15 protein-coding genes and 6 tRNA genes are annotated in these 14,877 nt (G+C 52.7%); 2 read left to right on the forward strand and 19 right to left on the reverse strand.

The window, feature by feature from the left end:
* Positions 1-206 precede the first annotated feature (206 nt).
* Positions 207-689 (forward strand): zinc ribbon-containing protein, encoded by a 483-nt coding sequence (locus tag L384_RS09405; protein WP_003858689.1) that lies wholly within the window; start codon positions 207-209, stop codon positions 687-689.
* Between the two features lie 130 nt (positions 690-819).
* On the opposite strand, the gene L384_RS09400 is transcribed toward L384_RS09405, so the two are convergent.
* From L384_RS09400 to miaB, 13 genes are all read right to left on the reverse strand, one after another.
* Positions 820-1,299, reverse strand: coding sequence for an Hcp family type VI secretion system effector (locus L384_RS09400; protein WP_023324317.1), 480 nt, complete (start codon positions 1,297-1,299; stop codon positions 820-822).
* A 234-nt stretch (positions 1,300-1,533) separates the two neighbouring features.
* The gene (locus L384_RS22780; RefSeq protein WP_032628170.1) at positions 1,534-1,809 is read right to left on the reverse strand and encodes a hypothetical protein; all 276 of its coding nucleotides are present in this window, start codon (positions 1,807-1,809) and stop codon (positions 1,534-1,536) included.
* 126 nt (positions 1,810-1,935) lie between these two features.
* On the reverse strand, positions 1,936-2,319 hold the full coding sequence (locus L384_RS22785; RefSeq protein WP_255343907.1) for a hypothetical protein: 384 nt from the start codon (positions 2,317-2,319) through the stop codon (positions 1,936-1,938).
* A gap of 218 nt (positions 2,320-2,537) precedes the next feature.
* Entirely contained in the window at positions 2,538-3,473 is a 936-nt protein-coding gene (rihA, locus tag L384_RS09395) for a pyrimidine-specific ribonucleoside hydrolase RihA (RefSeq protein WP_023324318.1), read from the reverse strand.
* A 119-nt stretch (positions 3,474-3,592) separates the two neighbouring features.
* Entirely contained in the window at positions 3,593-4,318 is a 726-nt protein-coding gene (locus L384_RS09390) for an amino acid ABC transporter ATP-binding protein (RefSeq protein ID WP_006809622.1), read from the reverse strand.
* Entirely contained in the window at positions 4,318-4,992 is a 675-nt protein-coding gene (gene gltK / locus L384_RS09385; RefSeq protein ID WP_003858686.1) for a glutamate/aspartate ABC transporter permease GltK, read from the reverse strand. The genes L384_RS09390 and gltK overlap by 1 nt, the downstream gene beginning before the upstream one ends.
* A complete protein-coding gene (gltJ, locus tag L384_RS09380; protein WP_015571133.1) occupies positions 4,993-5,733 on the reverse strand; it encodes a glutamate/aspartate ABC transporter permease GltJ in 741 nt (246 codons plus the stop codon).
* A 155-nt stretch (positions 5,734-5,888) separates the two neighbouring features.
* Positions 5,889-6,794 carry an amino acid ABC transporter substrate-binding protein gene (locus L384_RS09375; protein ID WP_003858681.1) on the reverse strand — a complete coding sequence of 302 codons (906 nt, stop codon included), beginning with the start codon at positions 6,792-6,794 and terminating at the stop codon, positions 5,889-5,891.
* A 383-nt stretch (positions 6,795-7,177) separates the two neighbouring features.
* A complete protein-coding gene (gene lnt / locus L384_RS09370; protein ID WP_023315631.1) occupies positions 7,178-8,716 on the reverse strand; it encodes an apolipoprotein N-acyltransferase in 1,539 nt (512 codons plus the stop codon).
* A 5-nt stretch (positions 8,717-8,721) separates the two neighbouring features.
* Positions 8,722-9,600 carry a CNNM family magnesium/cobalt transport protein CorC gene (gene corC, locus L384_RS09365; protein ID WP_003858679.1) on the reverse strand — a complete coding sequence of 293 codons (879 nt, stop codon included), beginning with the start codon at positions 9,598-9,600 and terminating at the stop codon, positions 8,722-8,724.
* Between the two features lie 84 nt (positions 9,601-9,684).
* Positions 9,685-10,152 carry an rRNA maturation RNase YbeY gene (ybeY, locus tag L384_RS09360; RefSeq protein ID WP_003858677.1) on the reverse strand — a complete coding sequence of 156 codons (468 nt, stop codon included), beginning with the start codon at positions 10,150-10,152 and terminating at the stop codon, positions 9,685-9,687.
* Positions 10,149-11,195, reverse strand: coding sequence for a PhoH family protein (locus L384_RS09355; protein WP_003858674.1), 1,047 nt, complete (start codon positions 11,193-11,195; stop codon positions 10,149-10,151). The genes ybeY and L384_RS09355 overlap by 4 nt, the downstream gene beginning before the upstream one ends.
* A 163-nt stretch (positions 11,196-11,358) precedes the next feature.
* Positions 11,359-12,783, reverse strand: coding sequence for a tRNA (N6-isopentenyl adenosine(37)-C2)-methylthiotransferase MiaB (gene miaB / locus L384_RS09350; protein ID WP_003858672.1), 1,425 nt, complete (start codon positions 12,781-12,783; stop codon positions 11,359-11,361).
* A 135-nt stretch (positions 12,784-12,918) separates the two neighbouring features.
* On the opposite strand from miaB, the gene ubiF reads away from it, so the two are divergent.
* Positions 12,919-14,094, forward strand: a complete 1,176-nt coding sequence (ubiF, locus tag L384_RS09345; protein ID WP_003858670.1) for a 3-demethoxyubiquinol 3-hydroxylase — start codon at positions 12,919-12,921, stop codon at positions 14,092-14,094.
* A gap of 108 nt (positions 14,095-14,202) precedes the next feature.
* Here ubiF and L384_RS09340 read toward each other — a convergent pair.
* The 6 genes from L384_RS09340 to L384_RS09315 form a co-directional block, all read right to left on the reverse strand.
* A tRNA-Gln gene (locus L384_RS09340) sits at positions 14,203-14,277 on the reverse strand.
* Between the two features lie 34 nt (positions 14,278-14,311).
* Positions 14,312-14,386: transfer RNA gene (locus tag L384_RS09335), tRNA-Gln, on the reverse strand.
* Positions 14,387-14,427: 41 nt separating this feature from the next.
* Positions 14,428-14,504: transfer RNA gene (locus L384_RS09330), tRNA-Met, on the reverse strand.
* Positions 14,505-14,521: 17 nt separating this feature from the next.
* Positions 14,522-14,596, reverse strand: a tRNA-Gln gene (locus L384_RS09325).
* Between the two features lie 23 nt (positions 14,597-14,619).
* Positions 14,620-14,704, reverse strand: a tRNA-Leu gene (locus L384_RS09320).
* A gap of 8 nt (positions 14,705-14,712) precedes the next feature.
* Positions 14,713-14,789 (reverse strand) — tRNA-Met (locus L384_RS09315).
* Between the last annotated feature and the right edge of the window lie 88 nt (positions 14,790-14,877).

Genomic DNA, 14,877 nt, shown 5'->3' on the forward strand with positions numbered 1-14,877 from the left:
GTGGTCCTGTGTTCAATACAGCTACAAATGTAGCCAATGGATGTGGTAATTCAGATCCGCATAGCATAGCCCAAACGCCCGCGTCAAAACAGCCTTTCACGCAAATGCACTTTGCAGGAATTTACCGGGTCTGTGCTTCACCTGACAAAGCGGCGACGAAATAAGGTCTATTATTAGAGACAGTTACTTACCCGGGAGGCAAAATGATGAACAAGGTTGCTCAATTTTACCGTGAACTGGTAGCGACTCTGACGGAACGGCTGCGTAACGGCGAGCGTGATATCGACGCGCTGGTCGAACAGGCACGCGCACGCGTGACGCAAACGGGTGAGTTAACGCGAACCGAAGTGGAAGAGGTAACGCGCGCCGTGCGCCGCGACCTGGAGGAGTTCGCGCGAAGCTATGAAGAGAGCCAGGACGAGATCGCCGACAGTGTTTTTATGCGGGTCATTAAAGAGAGCCTGTGGCAGGAGCTGGCGGATATTACCGATAAAACTCAACTGGAGTGGCGCGAGGTGTTCCAGGATTTAAACCACCACGGTGTCTATCACAGCGGCGAAGTAGTGGGGCTGGGGAACCTGGTGTGTGAGAAGTGCCACCACCATATCGCCGTTTATACGCCGGAGGTGTTGTCGCTGTGTCCGAAGTGCGGGCACGACCAGTTCCAGCGTCGGCCGTTTGAGCCGTAGGTAAAAGCAAAACTGTTTGCACCCTCTCCCTGTGGGAGAGGGTCGGGGTGAGGGCATCAGGCCGCAGAATAATAAGCCAGCCGCTCCGCCAGTAAATATCCAAACGTTTCACGAAAGATTTCCACCCTCTTTAGGCTGTGACCCTTTCATTCCACGAGTCTTTGTACATTATGTTTCCTTCAGTGTACTTCCATTCTATAGACTCATAGCGAATTTCAACTTCTTCCATATGCTTACTTGCAATACCTACTGGAAATAGAACGGGGGAGATTTGAGTTATCTTTACATTTTCCAGCTTTATATTGAAATATTCCAGTTCTATTCCTGCATCATTAATTTTATACATTTTTATTAAAGCTTCTTTCAGTATTCTTCCTTCGCATACGGCTCTGAATAGATAGGGTGTGAGCCGGTCTATCTCTTTTTTAAATCTAATCGGTACATGAAGACGTGTTCCAGTCAGTTTCCCTGTATTATGGTCTGTAGGAATCCATACCGAATGATTAAAGGACTTAAGCTCAGTGGAACCCAATCGTGATGGCATTAAACACTCTCCTGTCAAAGGTGAGCCATTGTCATCGATGAGCCAAATATGTGCCGGGATAGTCATTTCATTCTTTTCCGTTGTAAAAAAATATTAGTGAAAATGTCAGTGTTACTATCAAGGCGATAATTCCAAATGCAATTTTGTTATTATCGACAAAAATAGAAACCAAAATGGAGATTATGGCTATAAGGAAAATTATTCCACAGCCTAAAATATTGTTGATGCAATCATCTTTGATACTATTATAAAAACGCCTGATACATCTTCTTAATAGATTATTCATCAAATTAAGCATTTTCACATCATTCTCTTAAGTGCTCTGACAATTTCTTCATCAGATGCTGTGCTAATATTTAGATAGCAAGACTTCATGATCATGGGTTCGATCAAGAAATACATCATTTCTAACCCCTCTCTATATAAGGCGTTATAAAATATTGGGCAGAAATTTTTTAGATTATCTGCGCTATCAGCAGCACGTTGTACAATCCCATAAATATTCAGTCCTCCTATGACCCACCCAACTCTGCTTCCTATTTTTTTCATTAATGCATTCTGAACAGATAAATTCATTTTGTTTCCGTAGCATATATATGATGTTATAAAGTAAATCAAACCATTTTTGAAATGTATTTAATGGAATAGTTTTTGGCGAATGGCGTTAAGTTTTCAAGGATTGTTTTCTTTTCTACATCGCTTTTATTTTTTAAGAGGGTTTCTATATATATTCAACATTCGAAATATAACATTTCTATGTTTGACTAGTTCATATAGAGCGCAAATAAATCTGACATCTTCAGAACCAAGTTTTTTACAAACATCTTGATAATTTTCTGTAAGACAGGATGTATAATAAAGTAAGCGTGTTGTGGCATCGCCAAGACCATTTACATAATCTTGTACACCTTCTTTAACGCCTATTAACGCTTTATCTAACCGCACAGCTAGCTCTTTGTCAGTTCCAGGTTGCTTGATAATTTCTTCGCTGTAATACATAACGTGCTCCCTTGCTATGTTCATTCGATCATCGAACATGTCCTTGCGAAGCAAAGTGATGTTTATTTCACTTTTGAAAATATCCATAAAAGAATTCATTGTTTTTATTTGAGGAGTGAATCAGTAGCAAGTAATAATAATTGTGACAAATGGGTGGGGCTAATGGTTTAGCTATTATCAAATAAAAGCGTTCTGTTTTTTCTTGCTTGTTTTATTTAATGAAGTTTTTAGTATGAGGGAGGCATGATAAGGGCATTAGGCAGCAGAACCGCCTAAAATGCCCAATAATGTACTGTTTTTTCGGACTACATATAATAAGCCAGACGCTCCGCCAGCAAATCCACAAACGCTTCCCGATCGATATCCACCATCACCGTGGTATTCGGCTTGTTTCCCGTCAGCGAGTAATAGTCCACCACCGTCATTCCCTGGGTATATTTCCCCTGTGTTTCCACACCAACCCAACGCTCGACCGTGGTAAACATTTCCGGCTTCAGTAGCCAGGCGATGGTGCATGGGTCATGCAGCGGGGCACCGTGGAAGCCCCACTTCTCGGCTTTGTGATACTCCATAAAGAAATCGAGCAGCTCTGCCACGGTTGTTGCAACCAGGTTACCCACAGAACGGAATCGTTCGATGTCCTGCGCCATAATTTGTGCGCGGTGGGTAACGTCCAGCCCCGCCATCACAATCGGCAGGCCCGACTGGAAGACGATTTCCGCGGCTTCCGGGTCAACGAAGATGTTGAACTCTGCTGCTGGCGTCCAGTTCCCCAGCCCCATTGCCCCGCCCATGATGACGATACGGGCGATGTTGCTGTGCAGTTCAGGATGGCTGTTCAGCAGCAGCGCAACGTTGGTCTGCGGGCCGGTCGCCACCAGCGTCACGGGCTCTGCGCTCTCACGCAGCACCTTCGCCATGAGCTCGACGGCAGTGCAGTTTTGCGGTGCGAAATCCGGCTCCGGCAGCGCCGGACCATCCAGCCCACTTTCACCGTGAACGTTATCCGCAATGATCAGCTCGCGCATCAGCGGCTTAACGGCGCCACCTGCGACAGGAATATCGGTGCGTTTCAGCAGCGTCAACATGCGCAACACGTTTCGCAAGGTTTTATCCGGCGTCTGGTTTCCGGCGGAGGAGGTGACAGCTTTTACGTCCAGTTCAGGGGAAGCAAGAGCAAGGACGAGTGCGATCGCGTCATCATGACCCGGATCGCAGTCGAGAATAATTGGCTGTGCCATAGCGTTCTCCATTTTCAGCATTATTTGTGACAAGGTTAACGCTGTGATGTGAAGCCGAATAGAAAAAGAGATCTAAAGCGTGAAGCAGTGCGCAATCCGCAGATTGCGCACTAAAAAGATTAATGCAGGATTTTGGCGAGGAAGTCTTTTGCACGTTCAGATTTAGGATTTGCGAAGAACTCTTCTTTTGGTGAGTCTTCAACAATTTTCCCTTCATCCATGAAGATCACGCGGTTGGCCACTTTACGGGCGAAGCCCATTTCGTGCGTCACCACCATCATGGTCATCCCTTCGTGCGCCAGCTCCACCATGACGTCCAGTACTTCGTTGATCATCTCAGGATCGAGCGCGGACGTCGGCTCATCAAACAGCATAGCCACCGGATCCATGCACAGCGCACGCGCGATTGCCACACGCTGCTGTTGGCCGCCCGAAAGCTGCGCCGGGAACTTATCCGCATGTGCAGACAGCCCGACGCGTTCCAGCAACTTCAGGCCCTTTTCGCGCGCCGCTTTTTTGTCGCGCTTCAGCACTTTCACCTGCGCCAGCGTCAGGTTCTCAATGATGGAGAGGTGAGGGAACAGCTCAAAATGCTGGAACACCATCCCTACGTGGGAGCGAAGCTGGGCAAGGTTGGTTTTGCGGTCATTCACTTTGGTGCCGTTAACGACAATCTCGCCCTGCTGGACAGGTTCCAGCCCATTAACGGTTTTGATAAGCGTGGACTTACCGGAACCGGACGGACCGCATACCACCACCACATCGCCTTTTTTCACTTCTGTTGAGCAGTCGGTCAGCACCTGAAAGTGCCCATACCATTTAGAAACATTTTTCAGGGAAATCATTATACCGTCCTTTTCTTCAGCCAGCTGACCAACAGCGATGCGCTTAAACTAATCACAAAATAGACCCCGCCCGCGAAGAGGATCATCTCAACCTGCGTTCCGTCACGTTCGCCAATGGTGGAGGCGGTACGGAAGAAGTCTGCCAGACTCAGCACGTAGACCAGGGAGGTATCCTGGAACAGGACGATGCCCTGCGTCAGCAGCAGCGGAACCATGGCGCGAAACGCCTGCGGCAGAATAATGAGCTTCATAGACTGCCAGTGCGTCATACCGAGCGCCAGCGCAGCGCTGGACTGCCCGCGCGAGATACTCTGAATACCGGCGCGGATGATCTCTGAGTAGTAGGCGGCTTCAAACATGGAAAACGCCACCATGGCAGAGATCAGGCGGATATCGGTCTTTGGCGACAGTCCCAGTACGTTCTGTAAAAAGCCGGGAACAATCAGATAAAACCACAGCAGCACCATGACCAGTGGAATGGAGCGGAACACGTTAACGTAAGCCGTGGCAAACCAGGCGAGCGGCTTAAAGCTCGACAGGCGCATCACAGCCAGCAGGGTGCCCCAGACAATACCGACGATAATGGCGATAACGGTGATCTTTAAGGTGATTGCCAGTCCATCCAGCAGATAGGGCATGGAGGGAACAATGGAACTCCAGTCAAAATCGTACATTTATTTGCCCCCCAGATTGCCCGGCAGGCGTACTTTGCGTTCAACCAGGTTCATCACCAGCATGATGAATGCGTTAATCAGAACATAGGCGAGCGTGATCGCCGTGAAGGATTCCCATGCGTGAGCGGAATAATCCAGCAGTTTGCCCGCCTGCGCCGCCATATCTACCAGACCAATGGTTGAGGCGATAGCCGAGTTTTTTACCAGGTTCATCATCTCGGACGTCATCGGCGGAACGATGACGCGGTAAGCGTTCGGCAGCAGTACGTAACGGTAGGCCTGAGGCAGAGTCAGGCCCATCGCCAGTGCCGCATTCTTTTGCCCGCGCGGCAGTGACTGTATGGCGGCACGTACCTGCTCGCAGACGCGCGCAGCGGTGAACAGCCCCAGACACAGCATAGAGGAGACAAAAAATTGTACGTTAGGATCCAGCTCGGCCTTAAACCACATGCCGAGATCTTCCGGCAGCAGTTCCGGGATCACCAGATACCAGGTAAAGAACTGCACGATCAGCGGAACGTTACGGAACAGTTCCACATAGAGCGTGCCAATTGAAGAGAGAAAACGGTTAGGGACGGTACGCAGAATACCGAACAGCGAACCGACAAGAAACGCGATAATCCACGCCGTTATCGATAACGCAACGGTAACCTGAAAGCCGCTCCACAGCCAGCCGAGATAGGTGGTGTTGCCGAACGGGGCTTGTTGCAGAAAGATGCCCCAGTTCCAGTCAATTGACATAGTAAACTCCAGAAAAAAAAGGGTAGCAGCGCTACCCTCGAAGATTGGTGAGAAGCTCAATTTTTGCGCTGAGTGGGGAACGACCACTCAACGTATAGTCTGTCCATGCTTCCCGACAATCGAGAGGGCAGGAGATCCCGCCCCTGTCGTTCTAATTAGTTAAGAGCTTTGTCGTTTGGTGATTTGAACAGCGCTTTCATGTCGTCAGACAGTTCAAAGTTCATGTTCAGGTTTTTTGGTGGAATTGGGTTCTTGAACCATTTGTCGAACCATTTTGCCGCTTCGCCGGAGGTTTGCGCCTGAGCGATGGTGTCATCGATCAGTTTCTTGAAGTCCTCGTCACCTTTACGCAGCATACAGCCGTAGGCTTCTTTCGACTGGGCGGTACCGACGATTTCCCAGTTGTCTGGTTTCTTCGCCTTGGCGCGCTCGCCTGCCAGCAGAGCGTCATCCATCATAAACGCGACGGCACGGCCGCTTTCCAGGGTACGGAAGGAGTCGCCATGGTCTTTCGCGCTGATGATGCGCATGTCCATTTTCTTTTCGTCGTTCAGCTTGTGCAGCAGCACTTCGGACGTGGTACCGGAGGTCACGACAACCGCTTTGCCTTTCAGGTCAGCAAAATCTTTGATGTCGCCGCCTTTCTTCGTCAGCAGGCGGGTGCCCACAACGAAGATGGTGTCCGAGAACGCGGCCTGTTTCTGACGCTCAAGGTTGTTGGTGGTTGAGCCACATTCAAAATCAAATGTGCCGTTTTGCAGCAGAGGAATACGGTTCTGTGAAGTGATGGGGATCAGCTTCACTTGCAGGTCAGGTTTGTTCAGCTTTTTCTTCACGGCTTCAACGATGGCGTTGGAGTAATCCTGTGAATAGCCCACGACTTTTTGCGTGTTGTCGTAGTAAGAGAACGGGACAGAAGATTCACGGTGGCCGACCACGATCACGCCGTTTTTGGCAATCTTGTCGAGAGTGCTTCCTGCTGCCGGAGCGTCTTCAGCGTGGACAACCCCCGCAGACATTCCCATAACCAGCATTGCTGTGGCCAGTTTACGTAATTGCATACCCAACTCCTTTCTTATCAGCGCCAGTGACGCATAGATACCCATTGTGATGTTGTTATATCTCGCGCAATGCGAGTGCAGTGTTATGCAAGCTTGTTAACATTTAGTCTGGCTTAATGTAAAGATTTTGCTGCGTTATTGTTTATTTTTGCGAAGCGCGCCGCACCATTCAGAGGCAATAATCCCTCGTTGCACCGTTTCGGTGCTACCGATGATCTACGCTGGTGCGACAAGGTTGCATGTTAAGCCAGACAGCGTTGATGTAAGTAAACAAAGCAACAGGCGTGCCAGAATTGAAGTTTGGGAGGAAATTGTCGGGCGGCGCCGGCGCCGGAGAGCAGGCCGGGTAAGGCGTAGCCGCCACCCGGCAACAGAAGGTAAGGTTATTTACGACGCTGACGCAGGCTCATCAGCACTGCGCCAAAGCCGAACAGCACGGTCAAAATCCACAGCGGCCAGTTCCCGGTGCGCGCGTAAGGGGTGAGCCCGGTAGTTGGCGTGACGTTAGTAGTCAGCACCTCACGGGTAAATTGCGGGATCATGGCCTGGATTTCACCCTGCGGACCAATCACGGCGGTAATGCCGTTATTGGTGCTGCGCAGCAACGGACGCGCCAGCTCCAGAGAACGCATTCTCGCCATCTGGAAGTGCTGCCACGGGCCAATCGATTTACCGAACCACGCATCGTTTGAGATGGTCAGCAGATAGTCGGTGTCCGGGCGGAAATTATCGCGCACCTGCTCGCCGAGGATAATCTCGTAGCAAATGGCGGCCGTCAGGGCAAAACCGTGCGCATGCAGCTGCGGCTGAACGTAAGGGCCCCGGCTGAATGAGGACATCGGCAAATCAAAGAACGGTGCCAGTGGGCGCAGAATAGACTCCAGCGGAACAAATTCGCCAAACGGTACAAGGTGGTTTTTGTTGTAACGATTGGTGGAGGTATAGCTGTATTCGCTGCCCTTACCGAGCGTAATGATCGTGTTGTACGTGTCATAGCGGTTCTGCTGATTGAGACGCGCATCCACAATTCCGGTGATCAGCGTACTGCCGCGTGCGCGCAGCAGATCGTCCATCATCTTCAGGAAGGGCTGCTGATTGATCTCCAGGTCTGGGATCGCAGACTCAGGCCAGATGATGAGCTGCGATTTGCCCATCACCTTTTCAGTGGCGTTGGCGTAGATTTTCAGCGTGTTCAGCAGCTGATTCTCATCCCATTTCAGGGACTGCGGGATATCGCCCTGGACCAGAGAAACCTGCGTGGCGCGCGCGGGCTCCAGCGTAAACCACTGGATATAACGCAGCGGGAAGGGCAGGGCAAACAGGATTAACGCGGCAACCAGCGGCTTCCAGTTACGTGTCACCAGGGCCAGCACCAGCAGGCCGCTGACGATCATCAACAGGAAGTTGATGGCTTCCACGCCCATGACCGGGGCCAGGCCTTTCAGCGGGCCGTCTACCTGGCTATAGCCGAACTGCAACCACGGGAAGCCGGTCAGTACCCAGCCGCGCAGAAATTCGGTGATTTGCCAGACAACGGGTGCCGCTATCGCCACGCGCAGCCAGGTCGTTTTTGGCCACAGGCGAGACAGGATGCCCGCGAACAGGCCAGTGTAGAGCGAAAGATAGGCGGCGAGCAGCACAACCAGGAAGACGTTAACCGGCCCCGGCATTCCGCCAAATTGCGCGATACTGACGTAGACCCAGTTGATACCAGAGCCAAACAGTCCCAGCCCCCAGAAGTAGCCGATGGCCGCGGCCTGTACCGGACGACGGTTCAGGGTAAGCCCCTGTAGCCCCATCAGGGAGAGAATAGCGGCTGGCCAGATATCGTAAGGAGAAAAAGCCAGCGTACCGCTGGCTCCGAGTAACAGCGCCAGCAGCAAACGGACGCGCTGGCGTTCAAAGAGTGGGGCAAATGCCATTTACATTAATCTTCCAGTTTTGGCACCGGTGAGTCGTCCGGCATTCTGACGTGAACCTGAATAATACGTCGGCTGTCAGCCATTGCGACCTTGAACTGGTAACCATCGATGTCAACGGTTTCACCGCGGGCCGGAAGATGGCCGAAGGCCTGCATCACCAGACCACCAATGGTGTCCACTTCTTCATCGCTGAAGCTGGTGCCAAAGGTATCGTTGAAGTCTTCAATGGAGGCCAGCGCGCGCACGGTCCAGGTGTGGCGGCTCAGCTGACGGAAGTCGATATCCTCTTCTTCGTCATACTCGTCTTCGATTTCGCCCACGATCAGCTCAAGGATGTCTTCGATTGTGACCAGACCGGAAACGCCACCAAATTCATCAATAACAATCGCCATGTGATAGCGCTGGGAGCGAAACTCCTTCAGCATCCGATCCACACGCTTACTTTCCGGCACAACCACGGCCGGGCGTAACACCTTTTCCATACTGAAGGCTTCGGCATCGCTGCGCATAAACGGCAGCAGATCTTTCGCCATCAAAATCCCTTCAATGTGATCTTTATCTTCGCTGATGACCGGGAAACGTGAGTGAGCCGATTCGATAATCACATCGAGGCACTCGTCCAGCGTCTGGTTGCGTTTCAGGGTAATCATCTGCGAGCGGGGGATCATGATGTCGCGGACGCGCTGGTCGGCGATGTCCATCACCCCTTCGAGCATTTCGCGCGTATCTTCGTCGATAAGGTCGTTCTGCCCGGAATCACGAATCAGCTCCAGCAGTTCATCACGGTTTTTCGGTTCGCCGTGGAAAAGCTGGTTCAGAATGAGGGAGAAAAATCCCTTTTTAGTGGTTGTCGTGTCGCTACTGTGTGAATTGTCGTCGCTCATGGCGTTTGTTAAGGGTTCTCTTGTTAGTTCAACGTTAACCGCCGCGCTATGTCCCTGCGCGGCGGCATGGTAGTCAGTGACTGACTATTCTTTCTCGGCAATGTACGGATCCTCATAGCCCAGAGCAAGCATTATCTCTGTCTCGAGGGATTCCATCTCTTCCGCTTCGTCATCTTCAATATGGTCGTAACCCAGAAGATGCAGGCTACCGTGCACCACCATGTGTGCCCAGTGCGCTTCCAGCGGCTTTTGCTGCTCTTTGGCTTCCTGCTCAACCACCTGACGGCAGATGATCAGATCGCCCAGCAGCGGCATCTCAATGCCCGGAGGGGCTTCGAACGGGAAAGAGAGCACGTTGGTCGGCTTATCTTTCCCGCGGTAGGTCAGGTTGAGCTCATGGCTTTCTGCTTCATCCACCAGGCGAATCGTGACCTCTGATTCTTCCTGAAACTGGGGGATAACGGCATCCAGCCATTTCTGAAACTGTGCCTCTTCTGGCATGCCGGAATTATCTTCACAGGCCAGCTGTAAATCGAGGATCACCTGACTCATTTCTGTTCATGCTCCTGCGCTTCGCGCTTACGTTCTGCGGCCAGTTCGGCCCTGCGCTTCTGATCTGCCTCTTCCCAGGCCTCATAAGCGTTAACGATACGCGCGACCACCGGATGGCGTACCACGTCTTCACTGTGGAAGAAGTTGAAGCTGATTTCCTCTACCTCGGCCAGGACTTCGATGGCGTGACGCAGACCCGATTTGGTGTTACGCGGCAGGTCAATCTGGGTGACGTCACCGGTGATAACCGCTTTCGAGTTAAAGCCAATACGCGTCAGGAACATCTTCATCTGTTCGATAGTGGTGTTCTGGCTCTCATCCAGAATGATGAACGCGTCGTTAAGCGTACGGCCACGCATGTAGGCCAGCGGGGCCACTTCAATCACGTTACGCTCGATGAGCTTTTCAACTTTCTCGAAGCCGAGCATTTCGAACAGCGCGTCATACAGCGGGCGCAGATACGGGTCGACCTTCTGGCTCAGATCGCCCGGCAGGAAGCCCAGTTTTTCACCGGCTTCAACAGCAGGGCGGGTCAGCAGGATACGGCGGATCTCCTGACGCTCAAGCGCATCGACCGCAGCAGCAACGGCCAGATAGGTTTTACCCGTACCCGCCGGGCCCACGCCGAAGGTGATGTCATGGTCGAGAATATTGGCGATGTACTGCGCCTGGTTCGGGGTACGAGGCTTAATCACGCCGCGTTTAGTTTTGATGTTGATGGCTTTGCCATAGTCCGGCACGCTCTCCGCGCTCTGCTCAAGCACGCGCGCCTCTTTGATGGCCAGGTGGATCTGTTCAGGTTCAATGTCCTGGATCTCACCGCGCATCGGGGCGGTATCAACATATAGGCTGCGGAGAATATCTGCCGCGGCGTTGACGCAGATTGGGCGTCCGGTGAGTTTGAAATGGTTATCGCGACGATTGATTTCGATACCCAGACGTCGCTCCAGTTGTTTGATGTTGTCATCAAACGGCCCGCACAGGCTCAGCAGGCGAGCGTTGTCTGCGGGCTCAAGGCTAATTTCACGCGTATCTATGTTCAAACTGTTCCTCTTTAATTGGTTAACTGACCTGTGGCCACACGGCGTAATAAAACGGTCATTACCGAAATTATTCACGCCACAGAATAAAGGCGCAAGCGTTGCGGTAGATATTGGGGGTGATGAGAGGAAATACAAGGCCTGCCGGACAGGCAGGCCAGGAGGATCACGGCTGGTAAATACCTACGCCAGAGTCGTTGACCTTGCGGGTGCGAGAGATAACGGATTCCGGAGTCTGTGCAATTCGCAGACCCATTTCATCCTCAGTGCGTACCACCTTCCCGCGCAGCGAGTTCGTGAGCACTTCGACAATCTCGACGTCCACAAACTTACCGATCATGTCCGGGGTGCCTTCAAAATTCACCACGCGGTTATTTTCGGTTCGACCAGACAGTTCCATGATGCTCTTACGGGAGGTGCCTTCCACCAGAATACGCTGGACAGTGCCGAGCATGCGACGACTCCAGGCGTTGGCCTGCTGGTTGATACGCTCCTGTAGAATATACAGACGCTGCTTTTTCTCTTCTTCCGGTACATCATCAACCATATCGGCCGCAGGGGTGCCCGGGCGCGCAGAGAAGATAAAGCTGTAGCTGACGTCGAAATTCACCTCGCCGATGAGCTTCATGGTGCGCTCGAAGTCATCAGCGGTTTCGCCAGGGAAGCCGACGATAAAGTCGGAGCTAATCTGGATATCCGGGCGCGCTTCACGCAGCTTGCGGATGGTGGACTTATACTCCAGCACCGTATGTGGACGACCCATCAGGTTCAGCACGCGGTCAGAGCCGCACTGGATAGGCAGGTGCAGGAAGCTCACCAGCTCTGGCGTATCGCGATAGACGTCAATAATGTCGTCGGTAAATTCCATCGGATGGCTGGTGGTAAAACGAATGCGGTCGATGCCGTCAATCGCCGCCACCAGACGCAGCAGTTCAGCAAAGCTGCCGGTGGTACCGTCGTAGTTTTCCCCGCGCCAGGCGTTCACGTTCTGCCCCAGCAGGTTCACTTCGCGAACGCCCTGCGCGGCAAGCTGCGCGATTTCAAACAGGATATCGTCTGCCGGGCGGCTCACTTCTTCACCGCGGGTGTAAGGCACCACGCAGTAAGTACAGTATTTGTTGCAGCCTTCCATGATGGAGACGAAGGCGGTCGGGCCATCAGCGCGCGGCTCTGGCAGACGGTCAAATTTCTCGATCTCCGGGAAGCTCACGTCAACCACCGGGCTACGGCTGCCGCGAACCTGATTAATCATCTCTGGCAGGCGGTGCAGGGTCTGAGGGCCAAAAACGATATCCACATAGGGGGCTCTCTGGCGGATCAGCTTACCTTCCTGCGATGCGACGCAGCCACCCACGCCAATGATCAGGTCCGGATTTTTCCGTTTGAGAAGCTTCCAGCGGCCTAACACATGAAAGACTTTTTCCTGTGCTTTTTCACGAATTGAACAGGTGTTCAGCAGCAGCACATCGGCTTCTTTCGCATTTTCAGTCAGCTGGTATCCGTGGGTGGTATCCAGCAGATCGGCCATCTTCGATGAATCGTATTCGTTCATCTGACAGCCCCAGGTTTTTATATGGAGTTTTTTAGTCATCGACTTGCTCAGCTCAGGATTGCAAGCCGCGTATTGTAATGCTTTGGTGCGGTTGTGACCAGTATGAAGGTTGTCAACCTCAGGGCCGCAAAAATCCGGTAAACTTAAGGCATTCTTCAATAAGGAATAGTGACCATGACACTCCTGAACACCGAAGTTGCCGTTGTTGGCGGCGGTATGGTCGGCGGCGCACTGGCGCTGGGGCTGGCGCAGCAGGGATTTGACGTAACCGTTATTGAACAGGCGGCTCCGCCGGCATTCGATCCTGCCAGCCAACCGGACGTGCGTATTTCCGCCATCAGCGCGGCCTCTGTTGATCTGCTTCGCGGGCTGGGCGTCTGGGAGGCGGTGCTGGCGATGCGCGCGCATCCTTACAGCCGTCTCGAAACCTGGGAGTGGGAAAATGCTCACGTGTCGTTTGATGCCGCCGAGCTGAAACTGCCGCGCCTGGGCTATATGGTGGAAAACAACGTGCTCCAGCAGGCACTCTGGCAGGCGCTGGAGGCGCACCCGAAGGTGACGCTGCGCGTGCCGGACTCGCTGAAAGGCCTGCATCGTCATGAGGGCGGGTATCTCCTGACGCTGGACAACGACGATGAGCTGGCCGTAAAGCTGGTGGTGGGAGCGGATGGCGCGAACTCGCAGGTCAGGCAGATGGCAGGCATTGGGATCCATGCCTGGCAGTACCAGCAGTCCTGCATGCTGATCACCGTTCAGTCAGAAAACGCGCCGGGCGAAAGCACCTGGCAGCATTTTACGCCGAACGGCCCGCATGCATTCTTACCGCTGTTTGATAACTGGGCTTCGCTGGTGTGGTACGACAAACCGGCGCGCATTCGACAGTTGCAGGGGCTGTCCATGGATCAGTTGCAGCGCGAAATCCGCCAGCACTTCCCGAGCCGTCTGGGCAACGTGACCCCGGTTGCCGCCGGCGCATTCCCGCTGATGCGACGCCATGCGTTGCAGTATGCCCGTGAAGGACTGGTGCTTGTGGGGGACGCGGCGCACACCATTCATCCGCTGGCGGGGCAGGGGGTGAATCTGGGATACCGTGACGTCGATGCGTTACTGGATGTGCTGGGTAACGCTCGCGCCCACGCGGAAGCCTGGGCCAGCCATCAGGTTCTGAAGCGCTACCAGACGCGCCGTATGGCGGATAACTTCATTATGCAGTCGGGGATGGATCTGTTCTATGCCGGGTTCAGCAATGATGTTGGTCCGGTGCGTATAGTGCGCAATATTGGATTGATGGCAGCGGAACGAGCCGGTGGTCTGAAGCGTCAGGCCCTGAAGTACGCCCTCGGACTCTGATCTTTATTCCCTCTCCCCGTGGGAGAGGGTTAGGGTGAAGGCATCAGGCCGCACTATTCTGAACAACAAAAACAAAAAAGCCCGCAGAGCGGGCTTGTTTGTTTAAAGTGGCTGGGGTGCAGGGATTCGAACCCCGGAATGCTGGTATCAGAAACCAGAGCCTTACCGCTTGGCGACACCCCAATTGCGTTAAACAAACTGCTTAACGACTTTAAAGTGGCTGGGGTACGAGGATTCGAACCTCGGAATGCCGGAATCAGAATCCGGTGCCTTACCGCTTGGCGATACCCCAACAATGTTCAGTTTACCGAATCGTATTCGATAACGTAAATATGGTGGCTACGACGGGATTCGAACCTGTGACCCCATCATTATGAGTGATGTGCTCTAACCAACTGAGCTACGTAGCCAGTACTGCAATCTTCGATGGCTGGGGTACCTGGATTCGAACCAGGGAATGCCGGTATCAAAAACCGGTGCCTTACCGCTTGGCGATACCCCATCCGTGCAACGCTTACCTGGGAATGGTGCGGGAGGCGAGACTTGAACTCGCACACCTTGCGGCGCCAGAACCTAAATCTGGTGCGTCTACCAATTTCGCCACTCCCGCAAAAAAGATGGTGGCTACGACGGGATTCGAACCTGTGACCCCATCATTATGAGTGATGTGCTCTAACCAACTGAGCTACGTAGCCATCTTTTTTTCGCGTTACCTTATCGGCGTTGCGGGGCGCATTATGCGTATAGACCCTTGCAGCGTCAACACCTTTTTCAATGAAAATA

It is taken from the genome of Enterobacter sp. MGH 38, assembly GCF_000492855.1.
GTDB classification, from domain to species: Bacteria; Pseudomonadota; Gammaproteobacteria; order Enterobacterales; family Enterobacteriaceae; genus Enterobacter; species Enterobacter hormaechei_C.

What these genes read in the sequence shown, in the direction of transcription:
- L384_RS09400 (WP_023324317.1), bottom strand. Translation starts at nt 1,299, where the DNA reads ATGACTATCCCGGCACATATTTGGCTCATCGATGACAATGGCTCACCT.
- ubiF (WP_003858670.1), top strand. Translation starts at nt 12,919, where the DNA reads ATGACACTCCTGAACACCGAAGTTGCCGTTGTTGGCGGCGGTATGGTC.
- ybeY (WP_003858677.1), bottom strand. Translation starts at nt 10,152, where the DNA reads ATGAGTCAGGTGATCCTCGATTTACAGCTGGCCTGTGAAGATAATTCC.
- rihA (WP_023324318.1), bottom strand. Translation starts at nt 3,473, where the DNA reads ATGGCACAGCCAATTATTCTCGACTGCGATCCGGGTCATGATGACGCG.
- gltK (WP_003858686.1), bottom strand. Translation starts at nt 4,992, where the DNA reads ATGTACGATTTTGACTGGAGTTCCATTGTTCCCTCCATGCCCTATCTG.
- L384_RS22785 (WP_255343907.1), bottom strand. Translation starts at nt 2,319, where the DNA reads ATGGATATTTTCAAAAGTGAAATAAACATCACTTTGCTTCGCAAGGAC.
- gltJ (WP_015571133.1), bottom strand. Translation starts at nt 5,733, where the DNA reads ATGTCAATTGACTGGAACTGGGGCATCTTTCTGCAACAAGCCCCGTTC.
- miaB (WP_003858672.1), bottom strand. Translation starts at nt 12,783, where the DNA reads ATGACTAAAAAACTCCATATAAAAACCTGGGGCTGTCAGATGAACGAA.
- L384_RS22780 (WP_032628170.1), bottom strand. Translation starts at nt 1,809, where the DNA reads ATGAATTTATCTGTTCAGAATGCATTAATGAAAAAAATAGGAAGCAGA.
- lnt (WP_023315631.1), bottom strand. Translation starts at nt 8,716, where the DNA reads ATGGCATTTGCCCCACTCTTTGAACGCCAGCGCGTCCGTTTGCTGCTG.
- corC (WP_003858679.1), bottom strand. Translation starts at nt 9,600, where the DNA reads ATGAGCGACGACAATTCACACAGTAGCGACACGACAACCACTAAAAAG.
- L384_RS09390 (WP_006809622.1), bottom strand. Translation starts at nt 4,318, where the DNA reads ATGATTTCCCTGAAAAATGTTTCTAAATGGTATGGGCACTTTCAGGTG.
- L384_RS09405 (WP_003858689.1), top strand. Translation starts at nt 207, where the DNA reads ATGAACAAGGTTGCTCAATTTTACCGTGAACTGGTAGCGACTCTGACG.
- L384_RS09375 (WP_003858681.1), bottom strand. Translation starts at nt 6,794, where the DNA reads ATGCAATTACGTAAACTGGCCACAGCAATGCTGGTTATGGGAATGTCT.